Origin of the sequence: Jiangella mangrovi (assembly GCF_014204975.1) — a bacterium.
Taxonomy (GTDB): Bacteria; Actinomycetota; Actinomycetes; order Jiangellales; family Jiangellaceae; genus Jiangella; species Jiangella mangrovi.
This window is the reverse complement of record NZ_JACHMM010000001.1, coordinates 502,240-528,477: the sequence shown is the minus strand read 5'-3', so window position 1 is coordinate 528,477 and position 26,238 is coordinate 502,240. Positions and strand designations below refer to the sequence as shown.

The following is a 26,238-nucleotide window of genomic DNA, read 5'->3' as shown; positions in this document are numbered from 1 at the left end:
GTAGCTAGTGCTATTCTTTCCATAGTTCTGAAGGAGGCGCAAGTGACCCGGACCTACGGCGAGGGCTGTCCGATCGCCCTCTCGCTCGACATCGTCGGCGAGCGCTGGGCGTTGCTCGTGGTGCGTGAGCTGCGGCTGGGCCCGCGCCGCTACCGCGACCTGCAGGAGGCGCTGCCCGGCATCACGCCCGCGGTACTTTCGAAGCGGCTCAGGGAGCTCGAGGAGTACGGCGTCCTGCACCGGCGCGAGCTCCCGCCGCCCGCCGCGGCGAGGGTCTACGAGCTGACGGAGTGGGGCGCGAGCCTCGAGCCGGTGTTCCAGGCGCTGGCCCGCTGGGGCGTCCGGTCGCCCGTGCTGCCGCTGACCGGCGAGGTCAGCGCCGACTCCATCATGCTCGGCCTGCGCACCTTCTTCACCGCCTCTGACGCCAGCGGCGACGGCGTGAGCTGGTCGGCCACGTACGAGATCGGGCTCGGCCGCGACGTCTACCGGCTGCGGGTCGACGACGGCCGGCTGACCGAGCTCGCCCGCGGCCCGGCCACCACCGCGCCCGACGTGCTGGTCCGCACGACGAAAGCGGTCTGGCAGGCGGTGCTCGACGGCGCCGAGCCGCTGGCCGACGCCGTCGCCGCCGGCCGGATGTCCGTCACGGGCGACCGAACGCTCCTGCAGCGGCTGGTCGACGCGCCGCGGAAGATCAGGCCGACGCCGGCTCCAGCCGGATGACCACCGACTTCGAGGCCGGCGTGTTGCTGACCTCGGCGGTGTGGTCCAGCGGCACCAGCACGTTCGTCTCGGGGAAGTACGCGGCCGCGCAGCCCGGCGCCGTCGGGTAGGACACGACCCGGAACGACGGCGCCCGGCGGTCGCCGTCGGTCCACTCGCTCACGAGGTCGACCATGGCGCCGTCGGCGAACCCGAGCGACACCAGGTCGGCAGGGTTCACGAACACCACGCGGCGGCCGTCGCGGATGCCGCGGTAGCGGTCGTCGAGCCCGTAGATGGTGGTGTTGAACTGGTCGTGCGAGCGGACCGTCTGCAGGATCAGCCGGCCCGGCGGGACCCGCAGCACCTCGAGCTCGTTGACGCTGAACTGCGCCTTGCCGCTGGCCGTGGGGAAGGACCGCGAGTCGCGCGGCGGGTGCGGCAGCACGAACCCGCCCGGCACCGCCACCTTGGCCTCGTAGTCGTCGAATCCCGGGATCACCCGCGCGATGCGCGCCCGGACCGCCGTGTAGTCGGCCGCGAACGACGCCCACGGAACGCCGCCGCCGTCGGGACCGAACACCCGCGACGCCAGCCCGCAGACGATGCCCACCTCGCTGCGCAGCTGTCTGGATGCGGGGCGCAGCGTGCCGCGCGACGCGTGCACCGCGCTCATGGAGTCCTCGACGGTGACGAACTGCTCGCCGCCGGCCTGCACGTCGCGCTCGGTGCGGCCGAGGCAGGGCAGGATGATCGAGCGCTGCCCTGCCAGCGCGTGCGACTTGTTCAACTTGGTCGACACGTGCACCGTGAGCGGCACCGACTGCAGCGCGGCCGCCGTCAGGTCGCTGTCGGGCGTGGCCGAGGCGAAGTTGCCGCCCATGGCCATGAAGACGCGGACCCTGCCGTCGCGCATGGCCCTGATGGTGTCGACGGTGTCGTGGCCGGGTCGCCGGGGTGCGGTGATGCCGAACTCGGACTCGAGCGCGTCGAGGAACGCGGCCGGCGGCTTCTCCCAGATGCCCATGGTGCGATCGCCCTGCACGTTGCTGTGCCCGCGGACGGGGCACGCGCCGGCGCCGGGGCGGCCGACGTTGCCGCGCAGCAGCAGGAAGCTCACGATCTCGCGGATGGTCGGCACGGCCTTCTTGTGCTGCGTGAGGCCCATGGCCCAGCAGACGATGACGCTCTCGGCCTGACGGACCTCGGCGACGAACGCCTCGATCGCCTCGCGGGGCAGGCCGGTGGCCGTCGCGACGTCGTCCCAGTCGAGCTTCTGCCAGGCCGCGACGGCGTCGTCGTAGCCGGTCGTGTACTGGTCGATGAAGGCGTGGTCGACGGCGTCGGCGTCGACCAGCATGCGGTTGACCGCCTGGAAGAACGCGAGGTCGCCGCCGAGGCGGACCTGCAGGTAGAGGTCGGACAGCAGCGTGCCCTTGCCGACGACGCCGCGCACCGTCTGCGGGTTCTTGAACGTGTGCAGGCCGGCCTCGGGCAGCGGGTTGACGGCGACGATGCGGGAGCCGCGCCGCTTGGCGTGCTCGAGCGCGGTGAGCATGCGCGGGTGGTTGGTGCCGGGGTTCTGCCCGACGATGACGATGAGGTCGGCGTGGTCGGTGATGTCCTCGATGGAGACGCTGCCCTTGCCGATGCCCAGCGTCTCGGACAGCGCCGCGCCGGACGACTCGTGGCACATGTTCGAGCAGTCCGGCAGGTTGTTGGTGCCGAGCGTGCGGGCGAAGAGCTGGTACAGGAACGCGGCCTCGTTGCTGGTGCGCCCGGACGTGTAGAAGACGGCGTCGTCGGGGCTCGCCAGCCCTCGCAGCTCCGAGGCGATGACGTCGAACGCGCGGTCCCAGGTGATGGGCCGGTAGTGGGTGTCGCCGGTGTCGCGCAGCATCGGCTCGGTGAGCCGGCCCTGCTGGCCCAGCCAGTGGTCGGAGCGCCCGGCCAGCTCGGCGACGGGGTGGGCGGCGAAGAACGCGGCGTCGACCCGGCGGACGGTGGCCTCTTCGGCGACCGCCTTGGCGCCGTTCTCGCAGAACTCCGCCAGGTGCGGCTTGCCCGGCTCGGGCCAGGCGCAGCCTGGGCAGTCGAAGCCGCGCTGCTGGTTCAGCACGCGCAGCGTCTTCACACCGCGACGGACCCCGGCCTGCTCGAGCACGTCCTTCAGCCCGTGCACGACGCCGGGTACGCCGGCCGCGCTCGCCGCGGGCGGGCCGACCCGCAGACCGGCCTCGTCGTGATCGTCCTTCGGTGCCCGAGTGGTCATGTACCGACGGTAGCCCCAGGGGCCCGGCGGTGTGCCGCCCGGAGGGCCCTCGTGACGCGGTTGGCTCCGGTGCGGACCGCCCGCTCGATGTCCCAGCGGCGGGATCGGAACTCCGGCGACGGCAGCGAGATGGCCACCGAGCCGATGACGTCGCCGCCGGGGGAGCGGACCGGGGCGGCCATGCACGACAGCCCGGCCTGCAGCTCGCCGATCTCGAGCGCCACGTTGGACTCGCGCACGTGCGACAAATGCCGCTCGAGCTGGTCGGGCTGGACGATGGTGGACCGCGTGAGGTCCGCCATGCCGGACTGGTCGAGGTAGCAGTGCAGCTGGTCGCGGTCCATGCCGGCCAGCATGACCTTGCCGAACGCCGTGGCGTGCGCGGACTCGTCGAACCCGACGTCGAGCAGCTGCACCCGGCGGCGGCGCTCGGAGTCGGCGACGTGGGCGATGACGATGCCGGCCTCGCGGAACACCGCGTAGTAGGCGGCGGCGTCGGCGTCGTGGTGCAGCGCCCGGATGGCCGCCGCGACGTCGTCCTCGACGGCGAGCTGGCGGTGCAGCCCGCGGTCGAGCCTGCGCACGCCGTAGCCGAGCGCGTAGCGGTGCTCACTGGCGAGGTGGACGACGTAGCCGCTGTCGATGAGCGTGCTGAGCAGGTGGTAGGTGGTCGGGAGCGCGAGGCCGAGCTCGTCGGCGATGCTGCGCGCCGTGACGCCGCGCGGATCGGAGGCCACGACCTCCATGACCCGCAGCGCCTTGGTCACCGAGGCGATGGTTCCTGGCGAGGACCGCACCGACACCTGCCCCATCCGTCCAGACTAGTCGCCGTACCGGGTACTGAGCAGACCCCGGCAGAACCCGGAATTGCCCTCGATGCTGATCCGCGTCGTGCGGGCCAGCCGCAGCTTCAGCGGCAGCGACTCGGGCGGGATCGGGGCGCCGTCGTCGTCCACCAGCAGCGGCGCGTCGTCGTCGACGGGGAGCCCCAGCCGAGCCCGGCGGCGGCGCAACCTGACGCCGTCGTCGCCCCGCAGGTCGCCCAGTCGCGCCCGGGTGAGGTCGGCGCCGTCGTGCGCCAGCCGGGAGGCGATTCGCTCCTGCTCGGCGGCGTGCGCCTTGCGCCAGAATGTCAGCCGAAGCTCCTGCAGCTCGCCGTCCGCCAGGCCGTCGAACGCCGCCGCGAACCCGTCGCCGGCGGCCACTCCGCCGTTGATCTCCTCGGCCGCGAAGTGGTCCTCGAGCCGCACGTCGACGGCGTCGACGCCCGGGACGGCGCGGGCGGCCTCGTAGGCGTCGGCGACCATCAGGTAGGCGAAGTTCGGTGCGCAGAAGTAGGTCGGCAGCCGCAGCCGGATCCGCGCGGTCCCGCCCTCGACCCGCACCGACGAGACGAAGCCGAGGTCGGTCACCGGCTCGTCCAGCTCCGGGTCGACGACGGCGTCCAGTGCGCGCAGGACGGCCGCCGTTCCCGGGCCGGCGGAGGGGCTGCCGCCGGCCCGGGCGGCGTCGGCGCCGGCTGGGGGGCGAGCGGCGCACGACGTGGGGGAGGCGCTCATGGTGCTCACGGGGCCACCGAGGCGGCGGGCGCCGGGCTGACCGGCTCGGAGCCGACCGCCTCGCCCTCGCCTTCAGGGACGCCGTCGGGCAGCCGCAGGTCGGCCGGCACGTCGATGTCGTACAGCCGGGCCGCGTTGAGGCCGAGGATCTTCTTCTTGATCTCCGTGGTCAGCGTGCCGTACTCCGACTGCAGGTCCTCGGGGATCTGGAAGTCGACGAACCGCTCGATCAGCCAGCGCGGCGTCCAGATGGCGTAGTCGCTGGCGAACGTGATGCGGTCGGGGCCGATCCAGTAGAGCAGCTCGCCGATCACCTGGGCGAAGTAGCGCGGCCGCGAGTGGATGAACGGCAGCGCCACGGCCAGCCCGCCGTACACGTTCGGCTCCTGCGTGGCGATCCAGCAGAAGTCCTCCAGCCGCGGCAGGCCGACGTGCTCGACGATGAAGCGCAGGCCCGGGAACGCCGACGCGACGTCGTCCACATCGGCGACGTCGAACGCGTCGCGGTTGAGCGGGTAGATGGTCGGGCCCTTGTGCACGTGGATGTTGCGGATGCCCAGCTCCTGGCACTTCTCCAGGTACCGGTAGGACCAGGGGTCGGACAGCTTCCAGCCCTTGGAGTCGCCCTTCCACTCGGCCGTGTAGAGCTTGACGCCGCGCAGGTGCCAGCGCTCGGCCAGCTGTTCCAGCCGCTCCAGCCCGGCCTCGCCGTCGCGCGGGTCCCAGGAGCCGTTGACGATGAACCGGCCCGGGTGGTTCTCGGCCAGCGCGCCGTCCTGCTCGGTGGTGTTGAACCCGTTGACGAAGAAGTCGGTGAGGTACGTCGGCTGGAAGATCGCCTTGTCGACGTAGCCGACCTCGAACAGGTCGTGGATCACCTGGTCCTCGGACTGGCGCTGGAAGTGCTCCAGCGACCACACCTCGTCCTCGGGGCTGAGGTTGCGGTGGTAGTCGTAGAAGCAGTTCAGGAAGCCCTCGCCGTACCGGTTGGCCTGGTTCGCCGGCGTCCCGTCCCAGTAGTGGATGTGCCCGTCCACCACGAAGTAGTTCTGGCCGTCCTTGCTGTACATGGGTGCCTCCTCACAGCGCCGGGACGAGGATGGCCCGCCCGCCCGGGACCAGGCCGTGGTCGAGGTCCGACAGCGCCTGCAGGGCGTCGTCGAACGCGTAGAGCTTCGTGTGCAGCCTGACCATCCCCCGTGCGGCCAGGACCATCAGTTCGTCCAGGTCGTTGTAGGAGCCGACGAGGTTGCCGATGACGTTGATCTCGCTCGAGATCAGGTCGATCGTCGGGACGTCGACGTGCCCGCCGTAGCCGATGACGTAGTACGAGCCGGCCCGCCGGGTCATCGCGACGCCCTCCGCCTCGGTCCCCTTCTCGCCGACGAAGTCGAAGACGACGTGCGCGCCGCCGCCGGTCAGCTCGACCACCTCGGCGACGTGGTCACCGCCGGCCCGGATCGTGTGGTGGGCGCCCAGGCCGGCGGCGAGTTCGAGGGCCTCCGCCGACAGGTCGACGACGGTGACCTCTGCCGCCGTCGTCGCCAGCAGCGTCTGCAGGCCGATGTGGCCGAGCCCGCCGGCGCCGATCACGACGGCGTGCGTGCCCGGGTACAGCAGCGGCCAGGCCTTGCGGACCGCGTGGTACGCCGTCAGCCCGGCGTCGGCCAGCGCCGCGACGTCACGCGGAGCCAGGTTGTCGGCCAGCTTCACGACGGAGCGCGCGCCCGTGAGGAGCAGCTCGGCCATGCCGCCGTCGGTGTCGATGCCGGGGAAGCGCGAGTTCTCGCAGTGCACGTCGTCGCCGCCGCGGCAGGCCCGGCACAGCCCGCAGGTCACCAGCGGGTGCAGGATGACGCGGTCGCCGGCGGCCACGCTGGTGACCGCGGGCCCGACGTCGACGACGGTGCCGGCGTTCTCGTGCCCGATCGTATACGGCAGCGCGACGCCGCTCTTCTGCGCCCACTGGCCCTCGACGATGTGCAGGTCGGTGCGGCAGACGCCGGCCGCGTCGATGCGGACCAGCACGTCCAGCGGACCCGTGGCGGCCGGCTCGGGAACGTCGTCGATGGACGGTTCCTTGCCGTACTCGTGGACACGGACGGCTCGCATCGCACACCCACTTCCCGCTCGCTCCGTTGCGCTGGTGCCAGGCAATCTGCCGTCTGTCCGGGCCGGTTGTGAACCGTGATTATCGGATGGCGATAAGTGGGTACGACTGGTCCATGACGAGCCGTACGGTGGAGCCATGGGGCAGATGACGACGCGGCGGCCCGTGCTGCGGCTCCGGCCGGGCCGGTCGGCACAGCGCCCCGACACGCTGGCGGTCGAGGAGCCGCTGCTGGTCCGCGTCGGCGACCAGATCCTCACCTCCACCATGCGCACTCCCGGTCACGACTTCGACCTCATCGCCGGCTGGCTGGTCAGCGAGGGCGCCGTCGGCGACCCCAGCGACGTCGCCGGCATGAAGGAGTGCATCGACGAGCAGAACACCATCGAGGTGACCCTCGCCCACGGCGTCGCCCCGCCGCGGGCCCGGGCGTTCGAGACCACCAGCGCCTGCGGCGTCTGCGGCGCCGACCGCGTGGTCGACGTCCGCGCCTCGCTGCGCTGGCGGCTGGCCGAGGACCCCACCCGCGTCGACGTCGGCGTCCTGGCCGCCCTGCCCGACCGCATGCGGGCCGAGCAGCGGGTGTTCGACCGCACCGGCGGACTCCACGCGGCCGGCCTCTTCACCGCCGACGGCATCGTCGTGGCGGTCCGCGAGGACGTCGGCCGGCACAACGCCGTCGACAAGGTCATCGGCTCGGCCCTCATGGCCGGGCTGCTGCCGCTGGCCGGGCACGCCCTGCAGGTCAGCGGCCGCGCGTCGTTCGAGCTGGTCCAGAAGGCGGCCGCCGCCGGGGTGCCGGTGCTGGCCGCCGTCTCGGCCCCCTCCAGCCTCGCCGTCGACCTCGCCGACGAGTGCGGTCTGACGCTGGTCGGCTTCGTCCGCGGCGGCGGCATGAACGTCTACACCCACCCCGAACGGGTCCGGGTCGCCCCCACCCCCGACCTCGAGGTCGTCGTCTGAAGCGCTCCGACCGGTCACCTCCGGCGGCCGTCCACGTGTGACGCCACGAGGCCGGCGAGCTGCTCGGCCGGACGCTGGAGCTGCTCCGGAACGGCGGGCTCAGCGGCGGCGCGGTGAAACGCCTCCGGGACGGCGTCGCGGAGGGTCGCGATCCGGCTGCGGGCCTCCTCAGCCGGGATGCCGAGCTTGGTGGCGACCTGCGTCCAGTCCTTCCGGGTCACCTGATCCAGCTCCCAGGCGTCGCCGATCTTCATGGCTGACCGATGACCGTAGCGCTCGCCGTACGGCAGTACGGTGGCGACGTCGTACAAGGGACCGAGCTGCGCACGCGACGCTGCGCCGAGCAGCAGGGAGTAGTTCTTGGCGTGTGCATCGGTGGCGCCGATGAGCACGTTGAAGACGAGCGCATCGAAGAACCGCCGCGTGCTGGCCAGCCGGTCCGGCCCGGCCAGACCACGAAGGAGCCCGGCGATGTCGGCGACGCCCGGTCCACCATCACTCTGGTACTTCATGCTCGGGTGTACCGCCAGCGCCTGGCAGAGGTCCTCCTGGTGGAGCCGCACCCATCGGCCGTCGGCCTGCGCACGGTCGTAGCGGCGGGAGATCAGGATCTCGAGGTCGCCTGTCGTGATGATCTCCGTCTCCGCCGCGGGCAGCCCGGCGAGCCTGGCCGCTCGGAGGCACAGGTGCTCGTTGAGGTGATGGTGGCGCAGGCCAGGGATCGACGGCTTGAGGATGTGCGTGGTGGGGGTCGAATCGGCGGGCACGCCCCACCGGCCGTCAGGACCGCGGAAGAGCGCGACCTTGCTCTGTGCTCCCGCGAGGCTCCATCGGCCGGTGTCCCGGCCCGGGTCCCAGTCGGCCGGATGCTCGGCGAGGCCGGCGAACAAGACCTGGACGTCGTCGTCGGTCAGCCACTGGACGTCGCCCTGCCGGGTGGCGGTGTCGCTCGGCGAGGTGTCCTCGGGAAGGACCTGCACCGCTCCGGCTGCGTCCTGCCGACGTGGGCGAGTAGTGCGAACGGGTTGCGCGGAGACACGCCGAACTGGCGCCCCCACCGCTCGAGGGTGGGCTCGCTGTCCGGAAGCAGGCCGGCGAGGAAGGCTCCGATCGCCTTGGGCGGATGGCTGGACCGGCCGAGTGGGAGCGACAGCGACAGTGGAATCGCGGTCGGTGAGGCGTAGCCGCGGTGATAGGTGCAACCGAGCCGACCAGTGGAGCTCTGGACGAGCGTGCCGACCGCTGTCCCGTCGAGGTATACGGCCAGCCGTCGGTCACTCACGGTCGGTTCCCTCCACCAGTCCGCCGAGCAGGCGGCCGAACGGATCGTGTTCGGCCTTGGGCGCGCCGTCCTCGACAGCGATGTCGACGGCTAGGCCGGCGACGGCGAGTGCGTCGAGAACGAGTTGGGCTTCCAGTCGTGGGTGACCACGCTCGAGCCGGATCACCCAGTCACGGGAGACGCCCACCGCGGCGGCCAGCTCCGCCTGGGTCATTCCGCTGAGACGCCTGGCCTCGCGCACCAGAGCGCCGAGATCGCGCACGGTCCGTGCTCGCATCGGATCTCCCCGTCATGTCGTCGTTCGACCACATTAACAGATGTCGCCGTTCGACGACATTGCGGAATGTGGTCGAACGACCACGTCAGTGCGGGGTGGTCAGCCGGCGGGGACCCAGTAGCGCAGCTTGCCGTGCCGCTCGTCCTCGAACTGCCCGCCCGCGGCCTCGATGACCTTGCGCGACGCGACGTTGTCGAAGTCGCAGGTCACCAGCGCCGGGTCGATGCCGAGCTTCGCCGACCACGGCATGGCCTGCTGCAGCATGGCCGTCGCGTGGCCGCGGCGGCGGGCCGACGGGCGCACGTCGTAGCCGATGTGGCCGCCGTAGTCGCGCAGCCAGGGCGTCAGGTGGTGCCGGATGGACAGCCGGCCCAGGAAGAGCGCACCGTCGACGTACCAGAGATGGGTCGACGGGACCATGCCGCGCGAGCGGGGGGCCTCCTCGCGCTCGTCGTCGATCTGCCGGCGGACGTACGCGGCGAAGCCCTCGGGGCGCACCATGTCGGCGAGCTGGAGATCGTCGGCCCACCGAGGCTCGTAACCGGGCTCGCCGACGGCCTCGAGCCACGAGTCGTGGACCTCGACGGTGGGGCGGACCAGTTCCGGCACGAGACCTATCGTGCCCCGATCGGTGCCGGTCATTCGGCCGGATCGCGGAATCGTGCCGATTCGTGACCGGGGCGTTGCGGCGTCAGTCGGCGCGTTTGACGGCCACCAGCAGACCGTCGCCGACGGGGAGCAGCGCCGGCACCAGGTGGTCGTCCTCGCGGACGAGGCGGACGAGCTCGCGGATGGCGACGGTCTCGGGGTCGCGCTGCGCGGAGTCGGCGACGCGGTCGTGCCAGAGCGCGTTGTCGAACGCGACGGCCCCGCCGGGACGCAGCAGCCGCAGCGCCTGCTGGAGGTAGTCGCTGTACTCGTTCTTGTCGCCGTCGCAGAAGACGAGGTCGTAGGCGCCGTCGGTGAGCCGGGGGAGCACCTCGAGCGCCGGACCGGCGATGAGCCGGGTGCGGTTGGCCGGGACGTTCGCCTCGGTGAACGCCTCGCGGGCCAGCCGCTGGTGCTCGGACTCGATGTCGACGCTGGTGAGGACGCCGTCGGCGCGCATGCCGTTGAGGAGGTAGAGGCCCGAGACGCCGCAGCCGGTGCCGACCTCGACGACGGTGCGCGCGCCGAGCGCCGCGGCGAGCAGGCGGAGCGCGGCCCCGGCTCCGGGCCCGACGGGGACGGCGCCGACCTCGGCGGCCCGCTGCCGCGCGCGGCCGAGGATGTGGTCCTCGTCGAGGTACGCCTCGGCGTAGGCCCACGACTCCGGCGTGATGGCGGTGGTGCTGCCCGTGGAAATGACGGCCTCCTGGTCGGAACGTCCAGTGTCGCGCGCGCACTGTGTCAGTCATGAGCTTAGGCCGTCAAGCATCCGGAGGGTGGGACCGGAACCTCTGCGACGTCCCGGATCGTTCTGAGGTACAGGGAACGTGGGGAATAGATGGGGGGCTTCCCTGATTGGCCACGAAAGGGGCAATGGGTGACGATGGACGTAGCGCTCGTGCCGACGAGCCGTGTCGAGGAAGGACCCCGGGTGGCCGACGTTGAGACCTGGACGCCGCCGAGCTGGGAAGAGATCGTCCGCGAGCACTCCGGACGGGTCTACCGGCTCGCGTACCGCCTGACCGGCAACGCGCACGACGCCGAGGACCTCACCCAGGACGTCTTCGTCCGGGTCTTCCGCTCCCTGTCCTCCTACACGCCCGGCACCTTCGAGGGCTGGCTGCACCGCATCACCACCAACCTCTTCCTCGACTCCGTCCGCCGCAAGCAGCGCATCCGGTTCGACGCCCTGGCCGACGACGCCGCCGAGCGCCTGCACGGCCGCGAGCCCACGCCCGAGCGCGTCATCACCGACAGCATGCTCGAGGCCGACATCCAGAAGGCGCTCGAGGCGCTGCCGCCCGACTTCCGCGCGGCGGTGGTCCTCTGCGACATCGAGGGCCTGTCGTACGAGGAGATCGCGGCCACCCTCGGCATCAAGCTGGGCACCGTCCGCAGCCGCATCCACCGGGGCCGCGCCCAGTTGCGCGCCGCGCTGGACCACCGTGCCCCCGACGACGCCAGCGCGCTCGACGTCGCGAGCGACCGCGAGGCCGACGCGCCGCGTGACCACGGAGACTCGGCATGAAACATCTCGACGAGCGGATCAGCGACCTCGTCGACGACCGCCTCGAACACGACGAACGCGATCGCGCCCTGGTCCACCTGACGGTCTGCGAGCACTGCCGCGAGGCCGTCGAGCTCGAGCGCGACGCCCGCAACGCGCTGCGCTCGCTGCCCGACGTAGCGCCGTCGGCGAAGCTGGTGGCGAGCCTGCTCGCGCTGGCCGAGCCCGGCGAGCCGCTGCCGCCGGCCCCGCCCGCGTCCGCCGCGCACCCGGCCCCGGTGGCCGGCTGGCGCCCGCGCGACTCCCGGCCGGCCTCGGGCCCGTCGGGCTCGCGTCCCGGCTCCCGCTCCGGCCGCCGCGTCCGCGCCGTGCGGGTGGTCGCGCTGGGCATGTGCACCACCGGCGCCATGCTCATCCTGCTGGCCTCGCTGGGCGGCACCGGCGCGAACTCGCCGGGCACGCCCGACACCCCGGTCAGCGTGGTGCCGCCGGTCGAGGAGTTCACCTACGAGCACGCCTACTCCACCGGCGGGCTGCCGTTCGCCGAGCCGTCGTCGCTGCTGGTCACCACCGAGACTCGCTCGGGGGCCGGCTGGTGAGCTCGGGCAACCGCGTCGGACACGGCAGGACCGGCGGGTTGGCCGCCCTGGTCGTGCCGGTCCTCGCCATGCCCCTGCTGGTCGGGGCGCTCGCCGTGTTCGTGCAGGTGGTTCCGGCCGCCTCGCGCGACGTCGGCGACGACCCCCGCGCCGTCCAGCTGCTGCGCCAGTCCGCCACCGCGGCCGAGCACGTCTCGTACCGCGGCACCCAGTACGTCTCCACCTGGTCGGCGCTCACCCAGTCGGCCGCGTCGACCAGCGCCATCGTCCAGGTGAGCCACCGTGCCGGCGGGCAGACCGAGATCGGCCTGCACGACCGTCAGACCGCCATCCTCGACGGCCGCACCGCCTCGCGGTGGCTGGCCGGCGAGGGCCCGGCCGACCTCCTGCTCGGCGCCTACACCGTCCGGCTGGCCGGAGAGGACGCCGTCGCCGGCCGCTACACCGACGTCATCGAGGCGTTCCGCAGCGACGGCTCCGTCGCCGCGAAGCTCTGGCTCGACCGCGAGACCGGGCTGCCGCTGCGCCGCGAGTCCTTCGCGCAGGACGGCTACCCACTCAGCGCCAGCGCGTTCATCGACATCACCGTCGGCGGCCCCGACCTGTGCTGCAAGTCCGGGACCGAGGTCGGCTCGACGGCGGCTTTCGAGGAACGCCAGGACACCATGCTGCGCTGGGACGACATCGAGGACCTCCGCGACGACGGCTGGCACTGCCCCGGCTCGCTCGGCGAGGGCATGGACCTCTACGAGGCGCGGCGGGTCGGCGACGCCATCCAGCTCAGCTACTCCGACGGCGTCATGACCGTGTCGGTGTTCGAGCAGTCCGGCTGGCTCGACCCCGACCGGCTCGATGGCTACGGCACCTCCGACTACGAGGACGGCGTCGTCTACACCCGCCCCGGCCCGCCGGCCCGGCTCATGTGGTCCAGCGACGGCCGCGTCATCACCGTCGTCGCCGAGGCGCCGCTGGCCAGCATCCGCGACCTCCTCGAGCAGCTGCCCCCCGACCCCGCCGCCGAGCCCGAGCAGAAGAAGGACGGCTTCGGCGACCGCATCGCGCGCGGCGCGCAGCGGGTGGGGTCGTGGATCAACCCGTTCGACTGATCCTCTTCATCACGACCGGACGGTGCGCCCTCCGCCGTCGGCTGGGAGAATGACGCCATGAAGGCAGGCTGGACCAGTCTGGGGCACGACACGTCGCCCGACGAGCGGACGGGCGCCGACCCCTGGGCGGGCGGCTCCTGGCAGTACACCGAGGGCACGAGCCGGCCGGCTCCGGAGCTCGCCGACCCGCGCGCGGTCACCAGGCAGCTCGCCGCGGGCGCGACAGGTGCCGGTGCGGCGGGCGCCGCGGGTGCCGGCGCCGGGAACGGCGCGGCGAGCGTCGCCGCGCCACACACCGTCGAGGCGCCCACCCGGTTCATCGAGACCGCACCGCACGGCAACGGCGTCCCGGCCGGCGCGCCCGGCGGGCCGGCGCACGGGCGGCCGCCGAAGAAGCGCCGTGGCCTCGCGACGTTCGGCATCCTGCTGCTGGCGCTGGGCGCGGGCGCGGCGGGCGGCCTGGTCACCGAGGCCCTCGATGACGACTCCGCCGGCGGCAGCGACACCGTCACCGTCATCGGCGCCGACCCCGCCGGGCTGGTCGAGCGGCCGCCCGAGTCCATCGCGGGCGTGGCCGCCAGCGTGCTGCCCAGCGTGGTGTCGGTCAGCGTGGCCGACGCGGGCGGGTCGGGCTTCATCATCTCCGAGGACGGCTACGTCATCACCAACAACCACGTCATCGCGTCGGCCGGCGACGACGGCATCGAGCTGGCGTTCTTCGACGGGCGGCGGCTCGCGGCCGAGCTGGTCGGCACCAGCCCCAGCTACGACATCGCGGTCCTGCGGGTCGACGCCGCCGACCTCCAGCCGGTCGTCTTCGGCGACTCCGACTCCGTGGCCGTGGGCGACCCCGTCGTCGCCATCGGCAGCCCGCTGGGCCTCGACGCCACCGTCACCAGTGGCATCGTCTCGGCCCTCGAACGGCCCGTCACCGCCGGCGGCGAGGACGACCAGTCCTACATCAACGCGCTGCAGACCGACGCCGCCATCAACCCGGGCAACTCCGGCGGCCCGCTTGTCGACAGCGCCGGGCGGGTCATCGGCGTCAACTCCGCCATCGCCAGCCTCGGGCTCGGCGACCAGACCGGCTCCATCGGCCTCGGTTTCGCCATCCCCATCGAGCAGGTGCAGCGCACGGCGCAGCAGCTCATCGCCGACGGCGAGGCCGTCTACCCGGTCATGGGCGTGCTGCTCGACAACGGCTTCGTCGGCGAGGGCGCACGGGTGGCCGAAGACACCGACAACGGCCCCGGCGTCACCCCCGGCGGCCCGGCCGCCGAGGTCGGCATCGAGTCCGGCGACGTCGTCGTCGAGATCGACGGCCAAGAGATCCGCACGCCGGCCGAGCTGATCGTCCGGCTGCGGGCGCACGAGCCCGGCGACGAGATCGAAGTCGTGGTCGACCGCGAGGGCGAGGAGCTCACCTTCACCCTCACCCTGGGCTCGGCCGTAGGTTGACGCAGCACGTAGTCTTGCGTGGACGGATGCACGTACGTAACCGACGTGGGGGCCGGCAGTGTTCGACATTGGTATCGGCGAGGTGTTCGTGCTGCTCGTCGTGGCCCTGCTCGTCTTCGGCCCCGACCGGCTGCCCGAGATGGCCAAGCAGACCGCGGGCTTCGTCCGCGACCTGCGCACCATGGTGGCCAACGCCCGCAAGGACCTCTCCGGCAGCGTCGGCGACCTCGGCATCGACAAAGAGGATCTGAAGACCCTCTCCGACCTGCGCAACCCGAAGTCCTTCGTCCGCTCCAAAGTCCTCGACGGCATCGACCTCGGCCTCGACGACGACGGTGCGTCCTCCAACGGGGTCAACGGCGCCAACGGCACCCGCCCGTCCACGGCGACCACCGGCACCGAGCACGTCGGCGAGGTGGTCGACGTGCCGCCTCCGTCCGCCGACGTCCCGCCACCCCCGGACGACGAGCCCGACGCCGACTTCCCGCCGCCGCCCATGGAAGAGACTCCCGAAGGCCCGCCCCCGGCAGCCGAGGAGCCGGTCGCTGAGCCGGTCTCCGAGCCGGTTGCCGCGGAATCGTCGTCCGACGAGGAGCAGGTACCCGTGAACGCCGAGGCCTCGCGTTCGCCGCGCTTCGACCCCGACGCCACCTGATCTGAGGTTCGTGGGGTTGGGTTAGGTTGGCGGCGGCTGGACGTCCTGGTCTGGTGTTACGTGCTGGTCTGGTGTCACGCGCAAGGGGCGGAATCGGCTCGACGGCGTGACGTGGGACCAGGACGCGACGGAAGACCAGGATGCACCGCAGCGGACCGGCGAGGCGTGCCCAGGGTCTCCCCGTCCCCCTGATAGGTGCCAGGTTCTTGGCCGCGGGACCGCGGGTCAAGCGGTCCCTCCGCGCGAAGTGCCATCGGTCCGCTTGAGGCGCGGGCCTGCGGCTAAGAGACTGGGCAGCAGGGGGACGGGGAGCCTACCCCATCACCCCAAACGAACCGTGACTGTAGCCTTGCCCGAAGTCACCCCTATCGACAGAAAAGTGATTTAGTGATCTAATCACTCTCATGACCACCGGAGAAGCGGGTCGCCGGACGCTGGCTGACGAGCTGGCGGACGGTGTCGTGCAGCTGATCCGCGAGCGCCGGCTCGACGCGGGCGCGCAGATGGACACCGTCCGGTCCATGGCCGATCGGTTCGCTGTCGCGGTGCCGACCATGCGCGAGGCGCTGCGCCGGCTCGAGGCCATGGGCGTGGTGGTGCTGCGGCACGGGTCCGGGGTGTACGTGGGCGAGAACGTGCGTCGCTCGGTGCTGCCGAACCCGCACGGACCGCTGCTGACCAGCGAGAGTCTGGTCGACCTCCTGCAGGCGCGGAGCACCATCGAGCCGCCCATCGCGGCCATGGCTGCGACGGTGCGCGACGCGGACGGGGTGGCGCGCATCACCGAGACGCTGGCCGAGGCCGAGCAGTGCCTCGTCCAGCGCAGCGACCGGCTCTGGATGGTCAACCTCGACTTCCACCGGGCGGTCGCGCAGGCCTCTGGCAACACCGTGCTGGCCGAGGTGGTCGACTCCATCGTTCTGGTGCACGCCCAGGAGCAGCGCGAGATCCTGCGCCTGCACGGCGACGAGGACGAGGACTTCGAAGAGCATCGGCGCATCGCCCGGGCCGTGCTCGGGGGCGATGCCGACGAGGCGTTCCGCGCGAGCAAGGAGCACCTCGACAACGTCATCGAGGCGATCCGGGCCAGAACACCCGAATCCGGACGGTAGGCACCGTACCGGCATACTGGCCTGTCACGGGCACATGCTGACGGGTTACACCCGATGTCATATACGAATGCGCGAGGTGAATCATCGTGAGAATGCGTCATAGTGGGCTGGTCGCTGCCGCGGCCGCGTCGGTGCTCGTCCTGGCCGCGTGCGGCGGCGATGACGACGACGCCGAGGGCGCCACAGGCCCCGGACTGATCAACTTCTACACCGACAAGGGCGCCTGGGAGCCGCAGTTCCTCGACGTGTCCGACGTGTCGGAGCTGAGCCTGGGCCTCGGCCTGGACTTCACCGGCTACTCCGACGCCGACCAGTACTCGGCGTTCATCCGGCAGTCCTTCCGGACCAACGAGAAGCCCGACCTGTTCACCTGGCACACCGGCAGCGAGCTCGAGGACCTCGTCGCCGAGGACCTGCTGGCGCCGACGACGCACATCTGGGAGTCCGCCGTCGGCAACGGCGACGTGCCCGAGGCGCTGCGCGAGCACTTCACCGTCGGTGAGGAGCAGTACTGCGTGCCCATGAACGCCGCCTACTGGGTCATGTACTACAACAAGGCGATCTTCGAGCAGTACGGCCTGGCCGAGCCCACCAGCTGGACCGAGCTCATGACCGTCGCCGACACCCTGAAGGACAACGGCGTCGCCCCGTTCTACGAGACCAACATCCTGTTCTCGTTCGTCTGGTTCCAGACGCTGCTGGCCGGCACCGACCCCGAGCTCTACAACGCGCTGTCCAGCGGCGAGGCCAGCTACACCGACCCGGGCGTCGTCGCGGTCATGGAGCAGTGGCGGACCATGCTCGAGGCCGGCTACTTCGGCGACCCGGGCGACCAGACCACGCCGCAGGACCAGCTGAAGAACGGCAACGTCGCGATGATCAACTTCGGGACGTTCCTCAGCGGCCAGCTCAACAGCGTCGCCATGGAGTCCGGCACCGACTACGACTTCTTCGTCATCCCCAACGTCAACGCCGAGCTGCCGCAGACGTCGCTGATCTTCGAGACCGGCCCCATGTGCACCGCCAAGGACGCCGAGAACGAGACCTCCGCGCTGCAGTACGCCGAGTGGTGGATGGGCGAGGAGGCGCAGACGACCTGGGCCAACGCCCGGGGCGACGTGTCGTTCAACCCGAAGGCCCTGGTGCAGGACCAGCCGCTCGCCGAGCTGAACGAGCAGTCCGCCAGTGGCGACTACCTGCTGCTCGAGCGCTACTTCGAGGCGACGCCGACACCGGTGCTGACCGCGGCGCTCGACGGCTTCAGCGCCTTCGTCACGAACCCGGGCGACCCGATGCCGATCCTCGAGACCATCCAGGCCGAGGCCGACGCCTACTGGAGCAGCGAGGGCTGAGGGGAGCGACGATGTCCGCGCCGGCCACGGCAGCACCTCCCACGTCCGCCCGCGGCTCCGCACCGCGCGAGCCGCGGCGGCGGCACCGCAACACCTACGCCTGGCCGGCGCGGGCCTTCAGTCTGCCCGCGGTCGTGGTCGTCGCGGTCCTGCTGTACCTGCCGTTCCTGTGGACCACTTGGATCAGCCTCACCGAGTACGACGGGCTCGGCTCGCCCGAGTGGGTGGGACTGGACAAATACCGGGCGATGTTCGACGACGCCAACTTCCTGACGTCGCTGCGCAACACCCTGCTCTGGGTGGTCGGCACCATCACGGTGCCGGTCGCGCTGGGGCTGCTGATCGCGATGCTGTCGCACGGGCTGCGGTTCGGGGCGTGGCTCCGGCTGCCGTTCCTCATCCCGTACGCGATCTCCGGCGTCGCCGTCGGCATCGTGTGGGTGTTCGTGCTGCAGAACGGCGGCGGCCTGAGCCAGGCGCTGGACGCGTTCGGGCTGCCGGGGGCCGACACCCGCTGGCTGCTGGACGCGCCGATGAACACCGTCGTCATGATCGGGGCCGCGGCCTGGCAGCAGACCGGGGTCAACGCGCTGCTGTTCGTCATCGGGCTGCAGTCGATCCCGCGCGAGCCCATCGAGGCGGCCCGGCTCGACGGCGCGTCGGGCTGGCGGCTGTTCCGGCACCTGTACTGGCCGATGCTGCGCCCGCTGACGACGGTGGTCGTGGGGCTCGGGCTGGTGGCCAGCCTGAAGACGTTCGACATCGTCTGGATCATGACGCAGGGCGGGCCGGGACGGAACTCCGAGACGCTGGCGGTGACGATGTACGAGGAGACGTTCGTGAACAGCGCCTACGGTTCAGGGTCGGCCGTGGCGGTGTTCCTGAGCGCAGTCACGTTCCTGGCCGCCATCACGTACCTGCGCCGCCAGCTGTCGACCGAGCGGACGGTGTGACATGGCCGCCCGCGTGCTGCGTCCCGCGATCCTGCTGATCCTCGGCGTCGTCTGGCTGGCGCCGGTGTACCTGCTGGTCGTCAACGCCGCCAAGCCCGCCGCACGGTACGCGTCGGACCAGGTCTGGCGGCCCATCGGCGAGTTCGCGCTGTTCGACAACCTGCGCGAGGCGTGGGACCTCGCGGGCCTCGCCGACGCCGTCACCAGCACCGTCATCTACAGCGTGGCCGCGCCGGCGCTCGCCGTGCTGATCGGCGCGGCCATCGGCTTCGGCATCGTGGCGCTGCGTCTGAAGCACGGGTTCTTCTGGTTCGTGCTGGTCTTCGGCGGCACGATCTTCCCGCTGCAGATGATCCTGATGCCGCTGTTCGTCGGCTACGTCGAGGCCGACGTCTTCGACACCCGGCTCGGCCTGGTCGCCATCTACACCGCCATCGCGGTGCCGTTCGCGGCGCTGGTCATGCGCAACTTCCTCGGCGGCATCGCGCACCAGGTGTTCGAGGCTGCGGTCGTCGACGGCGCGTCCACGTGGCGGATCTTCTGGCGCATCTACCTGCCGATGTCCGCCAGCGCGCTGGTGGCGGTGTTCATCCTGCAGGCGACGTTCGTGTGGAACGACCTGCTGCTGGGGCTCGTGCTCAGCCAGTCCGACGAGGTCCGCCCGCTCATGACGGCGCTGACCAGCCTGCAGGACACCTACGGCGGGTCGTCGCTGGTGACGGTGCTGGCCGGCGGCCTGCTGGTGTCGCTGCCGACGGTGGTCCTGTTCCTGTCCACCCAGCGGATCTTCAGCCGGGGCCTCAACCTCGGCCAGTTCTAGGGAGTAACGGATGACTGTGGCCGTGGTGACGGGCGGCGGGGCGGGCATCGGCCGTGCCGTCGTCGAGCGGCTGGCCGGCGACGGCGCGCGCGTGGTCGCGCTCGACCGCGACGCCACGGCGCTGGGCGGACTGGCCGCCGATGCCCTGGTGCACGGCTGGAAGGTCGAGGTCCGGCAGGTCGACGTGGCCGACGACGCCGCCGTCGAGCGTTGCGCCGCGGACCTGGCCGAGCGGTACGGAAGCATCGACACCCTGGTCTGCGCGGCCGGCATCCAGCGCTACGGCACCGTCGAGGAGACCAGCCTGGCCGTCTTCGACGAGGTCATCGGCGTCAACCTGCGCGGCGTCTTCGCCGTCTGCCACTTCCTCATGCCGCTGCTGCGGGCCGACGGCGGCGGCTCGGTCGTCGTCGTGGCGTCGGTGCAGTCGTACCAGGTGCAGACCGGGGTCGCGGCCTACGCGGCGTCCAAGGGCGCGCTGGTCGCGCTGGTCCGGTCCATGGCCCTCGACCACGCCCGCGACGGCGTCCGCGTCAACGCCGTCCTGCCCGGCTCCGTCGACACCCCGATGCTGCGCTGGGCGGCAGAGAAGTTCGCCGACGGCCGGCCCGCCGACGACGTCGTCGCCGAGTGGGGCCGGACCCACCCGCTGGGCCGGGTCGCCCAGCCCGCCGAGGTGGCCGACGCCGTCGCCTACCTCGTGAGTCCGCGGGCCAGCTTCGTCACCGGCACCGACCTGGTGGTCGACGGCGGCCTGCGGGCGGCTCTCGCCGTGGCGCTGCCCGAGGACACGAAGGAGCACTGAGTTCGTGAAGATCGTCGATGTCCGGGCGACCACCGTGACGGTGCCGCTCGAGGCGCCGCTGCGGCACAGCAACGGCGCCCACTGGGGCCGGTTCGTCCGCACCATCGTCGAGGTCGAGGCCGACAACGGGCTGGTCGGGCTGGGCGAGATGGGCGGCGGCGGGCAGAGCGCCGAGGACGCGGTCCGCGGCCTGCGCGACTACCTGGTCGGCCACGACCCCGCCCGCACCGAGGCGCTGCGGTTCATGCTCGCCAACCCCACGGCCAGCCTCTACAACAACCGCACCCAGCTGCTCGCGGCCGTCGAGTTCGCCTGCCTCGACCTGCAGGGCCGGCACCTCGGCGTCCCCGTGCACGAGCTGCTCGGCGGCAGGGTCCGCGACGAGGTCGAGTTCGCCAGCTATCTCTTCTTCCGCTACCCGGGGCCCGACGGCGGCGGCGAGGTGCGCACCCCCGAGCAGCTGGTCGCGCACGCCCGCGAGCTGAGGGAGCGGCACGGCTTCACCGTGCACAAGCTCAAGGGTGGGGTGTTCCCGCCCGACTACGAGCTCGACTGCTACCGCGCGCTCGCCGAGGCGTTCCCCGGCGACCGGCTGCGCCACGACCCCAACGGTGCGTGGTCGGCCGAAGAGGCGGTCCGGTTCGCCGAGGGCATCGCGGGGCTGCGCAACGACTACCTCGAGGACCCGACGTGGGGCATGAACGGCCTGCGCCGGGTCCGCGAGAACACCGCCATCCCGATCGCCACGAACACCGTCGTCGTCAACTTCGAGCAGCTGGCCGCCAACGTCCGCGACCCCGCCGTCGACGTCGTGCTGCTCGACACCACGTTCTGGGGCGGCATCCGCCCGTGCGTCAAGGCAGCCGCGGTCTGCGAGACGTTCCAGCTGGGCGTCGCCGTGCACTCGTCCGGCGAGCTGGGCATCCAGCTGGCCACCATGCTGCACCTGGGCGCCGTCGTGCCGAACCTGTCGTTCGCCGCCGACGCGCACTACCACCACCTGACCGGCGACGTCATCGCCGGCGGGCCGTTCCGTTACGACGGCGGCGCCATCGCGGTGCCCGACGGGCCGGGGCTCGGCGTCGAACTCGACCGCGACAAGCTGGCCGAGTACGCCGAGCTGTATCGGGAACGGGGTGGGTACCCGTACGACCGCGATCCCGGCCGGCCCGGCTGGTATCCGCTGCTGCCCAACTCGGACTGGGCCGACCCCGAGCAGGCCGGCCCCGTGGATCTCGGAGGACGCTGACCGATGCGGCTCATCCCCACCGTCGACGACTTCACCTCCGACCCCGTCGTGCAGGCCTACGACGACATGGTCAACCCGCCCGGCCTGACGAACTTCCTCGGCGCGGTGCAGGTCGACCACGACGTCACGGCCGTGCGCAGCGTCAACTTCGCCCCGGTCTCGCACGGTGACACCGTCACCGGCTCGCTCTGGATCGACGGGCGCCTGCTGCGCTCGTACGGGGTACCGGTGGCGATCCAGTGGCGGCCCGACCGCGTCGTCCGCTCCGCCCGGCTCGGCGACCTGACGGTCGAGTCGACGACGGTGACGCCGCCCGGTGTCGCGGGGGTCGCCGTCGACGTCGTCGTGACCAACACGTCCGCCGCGGAGCGCGGCGTCCGTCTGGGGATGTCGGTGGCGTCGACGGCGACGCAGGCCGGCGCGTGGCGCACGCCCGAGCCGCCGTCCGAGGCGAACACCCTGGCGCCGGTGCCGGGCCGCGCCGCGCTGCTGGGCCGGGCCGCGACCACCGCCGCGGTGAGCGTGCAGGGGCTCGACGCCGACGGCGCCCGCGTGCGCGACCGGACCCTCGAGGTCGACGTCCGGCTGGACCCCGGCGAGCGGTACCGGTTCGGCTACGTGCACGTGGTGGGCACCGACGCCGACGGCGCGCTGGCCGCGTATGACGCCGTCGTCGCCGATGTGCCCGAACAGGTCGAGGCGGCGCGTGCGTTGTGGGACGGTGCGCTCGAGGCGGCCTTCACCCCGGGGAACGACCAGTTCAGCGGCCATGTGCCGACGCTCGAGACGTCGAACGACGCCCTCCGCCGGCTGTACTGGTGGGGCGTCATGGGCGTCATCTGGTTCCGCCGCGACAGCCCTGCCAGCCACCTCGGCCGCGTCTACGACACCCTGATGCCGCGGTACTGGCAGGGCACCACGTTCATCTGGGACTTCAGCCTCAGCTCGATGATCCACGCGTTGCTCGACCCCGAGCCGATGCGCCGGCAGATCGAGCACTGGATCTCCCTCGACATCCACCAGCACTTCGGTACCGAGTGGCAGACCGGCGGCCCGGCCGGCTACTGGTACTCCGTCAACGACTACGCGATGATCCGGCTGGTCCGCGACTACGTCCGCTGGAACGGCACCGCCGACTTCCTCGGCGTCGAGCTGGCCGCGCACGACGGTCCCGCGAAGCCCGTCGCCGAGCACGTCGCCGACTGGGCCACGGCCTGGGAGGGCCTGCGCACCTCGCACGCGCTGGCCGACTACGGCGAGATCGACAACCTGCTCGAGTGCGTCAGCTCCTACGTGCACGAGGTGGCCGGCCTCAACGCCGCCAACGTGTGGTGCCTGCGGGCGGCGGCCGACGTCGCGGTTGCGCGGGGGTTCGGTGACGCTGCCGAGGAGCTGCGGAAGAAGGCCGACGCGCTGGCGCCCGAGGTCGGCGAGCTGTACGTCGAGGGGCAGGGCTTCTGGCACGCCCGGCAGCCCGACGGCCGGCTGGTCCCGGTGCGGCACTGCTACGACTTCACCACCGTCGGGCTGACCCTCGCCGCCGACCTGCCGGAGCGGCGGCGCGAGGAGATGGTGGCGTTCTTCGTCCGCGAGCTGCAGACGCCGTCGTGGATGCGGGCGCTGTCGCCGTACGACGACGACGCGGCGTTCAGCCTGCGCCCGGACCACCAGTGGAACGGCGCCTACCCGGCCTGGCCGGCCGACGCCGCACGCTCGCTGATCGAGCTGGGCCGGCCCGACGTCGCCGCCGCCTGGCTGCCCGGCCTGGCGCGCTCGGCCAACCAGGGCCCGCCCGGGCAGGCGCACTTCGTCGAGGAGGCCGGCGAGCCGGTCAACGGCGGCGCGGTCAAGGCGCCGCCGCAGTTCCCGTACCTCATCGACTGGTCCTGCTCCTCGGCCGGCGCGTGGTCGGCGCTCGTGGTCGAGGGGTTCTTCGGCCTGCGCCCCGAGGTCGACGGGTCGCTGACGGTGTCGTCGCGGCTGGCGTCGGTGGACCGGTCGGCGGTGCTGCGCGGGGTGCGGGTGGGCGGGCGGCTGGTCGACGTGGGCATCGACGGCGCCGTCGACTCACAGCCGGCGCACAGCTCCGGCGCGGGCTGAGCACAGGTTCGCCGCCGACCGTGGGTGGCACGTGCACCGGCCGGTGCGCGGCTCACCCCACCCACGGGAGGACCGATGTCCGACAGCACGAGCACGACACCGACCCGCGACCGTCTGAGGCGCTGGCGCACGCCGATCGTGGCGGCGGCCGTCTCCGGCGGCGTGCTGCTCGGCGGCTACGGCATCGCCGCGGCCGCCGACTCCACGCCCGCCCCGTCGTCGCCGTCCGAGTCGGAGTCCGCGGAGCCGTCCGCGCCGGGGTCGCCCGACGCCACGGAGCCGAACCGGACCCGGCCGGACGCGCCGGGCGGCCGCGGCGAGGGCTGCGACGAGGAAGGACGACCCGCGCCAGACGCCGAGTCCAGCAGCACCGCCACCACCTGACCCGGGTCAGAGGGCTCCTGGCCGGCTCACAGGAACTTCACAGGGTCGGCTCAGGAGCCTCTCAACCTCGGCCCGTAGACCGGATCCATGACCGACACCCTCCCGCCGCGCGTGCTGGTGGTCGACGACGAACCGAACCTCGCCGAGCTGCTCACCTCGGTCCTCAGGTACGAGGGCTGGACCACCGCCACCGCCCTGACCGGCCAGGACGCCGTCCGCACCGCCATCGAGCAGCCACCGGACGCCGTCGTCCTCGATGTCATGCTGCCCGACCTCGACGGCATCGAGGTGATGCGGCGGATCCGGGCGCACCGACCGGACGTCCCGGTGCTCTTCCTCACCGCCCGCGACGCCGTCGAGGATCGCGTCGCCGGGCTCACCGCCGGCGGCGACGACTACGTGACCAAGCCGTTCAGCCTCGAGGAACTGGTCGCGCGGCTGCGCGGGCTGCTGCGCCGGGCCGGGGCGACCCGGGCCCGTCAGGAGGCCGTCCTCACCGTCGGCGACCTGGTCATGGACGAGGAGGCGCACGAGGTCGGCCGTGACGGCGAGCCGATCCACCTCACCGCGACCGAGTTCGAGCTGCTGCGCTACTTCATGCGCAACCCGCGCCGGGTGCTGTCGAAGGCGCAGATCCTGGACCGCGTCTGGCAGTACGACTTCGGCGGCCAGGAGAACATCGTCGAGCTGTACGTCTCCTACCTGCGGCGCAAGATCGACAAGGGCCGCGAGCCGATGATCCACACCGTCCGTGGCGTCGGCTACCAGCTCAAGCCGGCGAGCGGCCCGTGACCCGGCATCCGCTGCGGCGCCGGCTGGTCCTGACCGTCGTGGCGCTGGTGCTGACGGTGACGGCGACGCTCGCGGTGGTGTCGGCGCTGGTGCTGCGCTCGTCGCTGTACGACCAGCTGGACACCCAGCTGCTCGCCGCCGCCGACCGGGCGAAGGGGTCGGCCGGCCCCGGTGGCCACGGGTTCGGCGCGCCGGACGAGCCGCACGCCGTGCCCGGCCAGGCCGCCGGCACCGTCGAGCTCTACTACGACGACGGCCGGGTGGAACAGGCCGGCTACGTCGACGACGCCGGCGAGTTCCAGCCGCTCGACCACGCCCAGGTGGCGGCGCTGACGGCGCTGCCCTGCGACGGCGAGATCCGGTCGGCGGTCCTGCCCGAGCTGGGCACGTTCCACGCCGTGTGCCAGCCGGCCGGGAGCGGCGACTCCGTCGTGACGGCCCTGAGCACCGCGGACGTCGCCGGGACGCTGCGCTCGTACGTCGGGCTGGAGGCCGGGCTGGCCGCCGCCGGGGTCGCCGTCGCCGCCGGTGCCGCGACCGTGCTGGTCCGGCGGTCGCTGCGGCCGCTGGACCGGGTCGCCGAGGCCGCGCGCCAGGTCACCGAGCTCCCGCTGGACCGTGGGGAGGTGGACACGATCCCGCGGGTGCCGCCCGTCCTCGCTGCCGAGCGGACCGAGGTCGGCCGCGTGGGCGCGGCGTTCAACCGCATGATCGGCCACGTAGAGACGGCGTTGTCGGCGCGGCACGAGTCCGAGCAGCAGGTCCGCCGCTTCGTCGCCGACGCCAGCCACGAGCTGCGCACCCCGCTGGCCTCGATCCGCGGCTACGCCGAGCTGGTCCGCCGCTCACCCGACACGGTGCCGCCGTCGGCGACGCACGCGATCGGCCGGGTCGAGGCCGAGGCCGGCCGCATGACGGGGCTGGTCGACGACCTGCTGCTGCTCGCCCGCCTCGACGCGGGCCGGCCCCTGGAGCGGGCGCCGGTCGACCTCGCGGCGCTCGCCGTCGACGCCGTCGCCGACGCCCATGCCGCGGGGCCGGACCACGCCTGGCGGCTGGACCTCGGCCCGTCGCCGTCGCCGATCCTCGTCTGTGGTGACGAGGGCCGGTTGCGGCAGGTGCTGGCGAACCTGCTCGGCAACGCGCGCGTGCACACCCCGGCGGGAACGACGGTGTGGGCGTCCTGTCGCGTCGTGGACGGCGAGGTGGTCGTCGAGGTGCGCGACGACGGCCCCGGTGTGCCGCCCGAGCTGGTGCCCCGGCTGTTCCAGCGGTTCAGCCGCGCCGACACCGCCCGCAACCGGGCCGGCGGGTCGACGGGGCTCGGCCTGGCCATCGCCGAGGCGATCGTGCACGCGCACGGTGGCACGATCGGGGTCGGGGCCGGGCCGGGCGCCGTGTTCACGGTCCGGCTGCCGCTGGACACAGGAGACGCACAGCCGGCTCACGGCCCGCACCGAGGCCGGCCGGTCACGCTCGACTCATGACGATGAACGACGAGGTGAGGAACAGCCGCCGGCTGATCGCGCG

The 26,238-nt window shown here is 72.3% G+C and carries 27 protein-coding genes; 17 read left to right on the top strand and 10 right to left on the bottom strand.

Annotated features, from left to right (window positions below; genetic code table 11):
- Positions 1–42: 42 nt before the first annotated feature.
- Positions 43–726, top strand: coding sequence for a winged helix-turn-helix transcriptional regulator (locus tag HD601_RS02365; RefSeq protein WP_221440476.1), 684 nt, complete (start codon positions 43–45; stop codon positions 724–726).
- On the opposite strand, the gene HD601_RS02360 is transcribed toward HD601_RS02365, so the two are convergent.
- From HD601_RS02360 to HD601_RS02340, 5 genes are read right to left on the bottom strand one after another with little or no spacing between them, the layout of a single operon-like run.
- A complete protein-coding gene (locus HD601_RS02360; protein WP_184818973.1) occupies positions 698–2,977 on the bottom strand; it encodes an FdhF/YdeP family oxidoreductase in 2,280 nt (759 codons plus the stop codon). The genes HD601_RS02365 and HD601_RS02360 overlap by 29 nt on opposite strands.
- A complete protein-coding gene (locus tag HD601_RS02355) occupies positions 2,974–3,789 on the bottom strand; it encodes an IclR family transcriptional regulator (RefSeq protein ID WP_184818971.1) in 816 nt (271 codons plus the stop codon). The genes HD601_RS02360 and HD601_RS02355 overlap by 4 nt, the downstream gene beginning before the upstream one ends.
- Before the next feature lie 9 nt (positions 3,790–3,798).
- The gene (locus HD601_RS02350) at positions 3,799–4,536 is read right to left on the bottom strand and encodes an iron-sulfur cluster assembly protein (protein ID WP_184829376.1); all 738 of its coding nucleotides are present in this window, start codon (positions 4,534–4,536) and stop codon (positions 3,799–3,801) included.
- Between the two features lie 5 nt (positions 4,537–4,541).
- A complete protein-coding gene (locus HD601_RS02345; protein ID WP_184818969.1) occupies positions 4,542–5,606 on the bottom strand; it encodes an amidohydrolase family protein in 1,065 nt (354 codons plus the stop codon).
- A 10-nt stretch (positions 5,607–5,616) separates the two neighbouring features.
- Entirely contained in the window at positions 5,617–6,648 is a 1,032-nt protein-coding gene (locus tag HD601_RS02340; protein WP_184818967.1) for an NAD(P)-dependent alcohol dehydrogenase, read from the bottom strand.
- Positions 6,649–6,784: 136 nt separating this feature from the next.
- On the opposite strand from HD601_RS02340, the gene fdhD reads away from it, so the two are divergent.
- Complete coding sequence (fdhD, locus tag HD601_RS02335) at positions 6,785–7,609, top strand: formate dehydrogenase accessory sulfurtransferase FdhD (RefSeq protein ID WP_184818965.1); 825 nt, start codon at positions 6,785–6,787, stop codon at positions 7,607–7,609.
- 14 nt (positions 7,610–7,623) lie between these two features.
- On the opposite strand, the gene HD601_RS02330 is transcribed toward fdhD, so the two are convergent.
- The 5 genes from HD601_RS02330 to HD601_RS02310 form a co-directional block, all read right to left on the bottom strand.
- The gene (locus tag HD601_RS02330) at positions 7,624–8,589 is read right to left on the bottom strand and encodes a HipA domain-containing protein (RefSeq protein ID WP_184818963.1); all 966 of its coding nucleotides are present in this window, start codon (positions 8,587–8,589) and stop codon (positions 7,624–7,626) included.
- Positions 8,520–8,891, bottom strand: coding sequence for a HipA N-terminal domain-containing protein (locus HD601_RS36195; protein ID WP_184818961.1), 372 nt, complete (start codon positions 8,889–8,891; stop codon positions 8,520–8,522). The genes HD601_RS02330 and HD601_RS36195 overlap by 70 nt, the downstream gene beginning before the upstream one ends.
- On the bottom strand, positions 8,884–9,168 hold the full coding sequence (locus tag HD601_RS02320) for a helix-turn-helix domain-containing protein (protein ID WP_184818959.1): 285 nt from the start codon (positions 9,166–9,168) through the stop codon (positions 8,884–8,886). Before HD601_RS02320 ends, HD601_RS36195 begins: the two co-directional genes overlap by 8 nt.
- A gap of 99 nt (positions 9,169–9,267) precedes the next feature.
- Positions 9,268–9,777 (bottom strand): GNAT family N-acetyltransferase, encoded by a 510-nt coding sequence (locus HD601_RS02315; RefSeq protein ID WP_184818957.1) that lies wholly within the window; start codon positions 9,775–9,777, stop codon positions 9,268–9,270.
- 82 nt (positions 9,778–9,859) lie between these two features.
- On the bottom strand, positions 9,860–10,513 hold the full coding sequence (locus HD601_RS02310) for an O-methyltransferase (RefSeq protein WP_425503473.1): 654 nt from the start codon (positions 10,511–10,513) through the stop codon (positions 9,860–9,862).
- Positions 10,514–10,699: 186 nt separating this feature from the next.
- Between HD601_RS02310 and sigE the strand changes: the two genes are divergently transcribed.
- The 15 genes from sigE (at position 10,700) to HD601_RS35335 (ending at position 26,195) form a co-directional block, all read left to right on the top strand.
- The gene (gene sigE / locus HD601_RS02305; protein WP_184829372.1) at positions 10,700–11,344 is read left to right on the top strand and encodes an RNA polymerase sigma factor SigE; all 645 of its coding nucleotides are present in this window, start codon (positions 10,700–10,702) and stop codon (positions 11,342–11,344) included.
- The gene (locus HD601_RS02300) at positions 11,341–11,922 is read left to right on the top strand and encodes an anti-sigma factor family protein (protein ID WP_184818955.1); all 582 of its coding nucleotides are present in this window, start codon (positions 11,341–11,343) and stop codon (positions 11,920–11,922) included. The genes sigE and HD601_RS02300 overlap by 4 nt, the downstream gene beginning before the upstream one ends.
- Positions 11,919–13,028 (top strand): sigma-E factor regulatory protein RseB domain-containing protein, encoded by a 1,110-nt coding sequence (locus HD601_RS02295; protein ID WP_184818953.1) that lies wholly within the window; start codon positions 11,919–11,921, stop codon positions 13,026–13,028. Before HD601_RS02300 ends, HD601_RS02295 begins: the two co-directional genes overlap by 4 nt.
- 57 nt (positions 13,029–13,085) lie before the next feature.
- On the top strand, positions 13,086–14,486 hold the full coding sequence (locus tag HD601_RS02290; RefSeq protein WP_184818951.1) for a S1C family serine protease: 1,401 nt from the start codon (positions 13,086–13,088) through the stop codon (positions 14,484–14,486).
- Positions 14,487–14,544: 58 nt separating this feature from the next.
- Complete coding sequence (locus tag HD601_RS02285) at positions 14,545–15,141, top strand: twin-arginine translocase TatA/TatE family subunit (protein WP_184818949.1); 597 nt, start codon at positions 14,545–14,547, stop codon at positions 15,139–15,141.
- A 404-nt stretch (positions 15,142–15,545) separates the two neighbouring features.
- Positions 15,546–16,253, top strand: a complete 708-nt coding sequence (locus HD601_RS02280; protein WP_184818947.1) for a FadR/GntR family transcriptional regulator — start codon at positions 15,546–15,548, stop codon at positions 16,251–16,253.
- 86 nt (positions 16,254–16,339) lie between these two features.
- Entirely contained in the window at positions 16,340–17,605 is a 1,266-nt protein-coding gene (locus tag HD601_RS02275; protein WP_184818945.1) for an extracellular solute-binding protein, read from the top strand.
- Positions 17,606–17,616: 11 nt separating this feature from the next.
- Positions 17,617–18,558: a carbohydrate ABC transporter permease gene (locus HD601_RS02270; protein ID WP_184818943.1), complete on the top strand. Its 942-nt coding sequence runs from the start codon at positions 17,617–17,619 to the stop codon at positions 18,556–18,558.
- A gap of 1 nt (position 18,559) precedes the next feature.
- Positions 18,560–19,378 (top strand): carbohydrate ABC transporter permease, encoded by an 819-nt coding sequence (locus tag HD601_RS02265; RefSeq protein WP_184818941.1) that lies wholly within the window; start codon positions 18,560–18,562, stop codon positions 19,376–19,378.
- A gap of 10 nt (positions 19,379–19,388) precedes the next feature.
- Positions 19,389–20,183, top strand: coding sequence for an SDR family NAD(P)-dependent oxidoreductase (locus HD601_RS02260; protein WP_184818939.1), 795 nt, complete (start codon positions 19,389–19,391; stop codon positions 20,181–20,183).
- 4 nt (positions 20,184–20,187) lie between these two features.
- Entirely contained in the window at positions 20,188–21,432 is a 1,245-nt protein-coding gene (locus HD601_RS02255; RefSeq protein ID WP_184818937.1) for an enolase C-terminal domain-like protein, read from the top strand.
- 3 nt (positions 21,433–21,435) lie between these two features.
- A complete protein-coding gene (locus tag HD601_RS02250; protein WP_184818934.1) occupies positions 21,436–23,532 on the top strand; it encodes a glucosidase family protein in 2,097 nt (698 codons plus the stop codon).
- 75 nt (positions 23,533–23,607) lie between these two features.
- The gene (locus tag HD601_RS02245; protein ID WP_184818932.1) at positions 23,608–23,916 is read left to right on the top strand and encodes a hypothetical protein; all 309 of its coding nucleotides are present in this window, start codon (positions 23,608–23,610) and stop codon (positions 23,914–23,916) included.
- An 87-nt stretch (positions 23,917–24,003) separates the two neighbouring features.
- Positions 24,004–24,708: a response regulator transcription factor gene (locus tag HD601_RS02240; RefSeq protein ID WP_184818930.1), complete on the top strand. Its 705-nt coding sequence runs from the start codon at positions 24,004–24,006 to the stop codon at positions 24,706–24,708.
- Positions 24,705–26,195 carry an ATP-binding protein gene (locus HD601_RS35335; RefSeq protein WP_184818928.1) on the top strand — a complete coding sequence of 497 codons (1,491 nt, stop codon included), beginning with the start codon at positions 24,705–24,707 and terminating at the stop codon, positions 26,193–26,195. Before HD601_RS02240 ends, HD601_RS35335 begins: the two co-directional genes overlap by 4 nt.
- Positions 26,196–26,238: the final 43 nt, after the last annotated feature.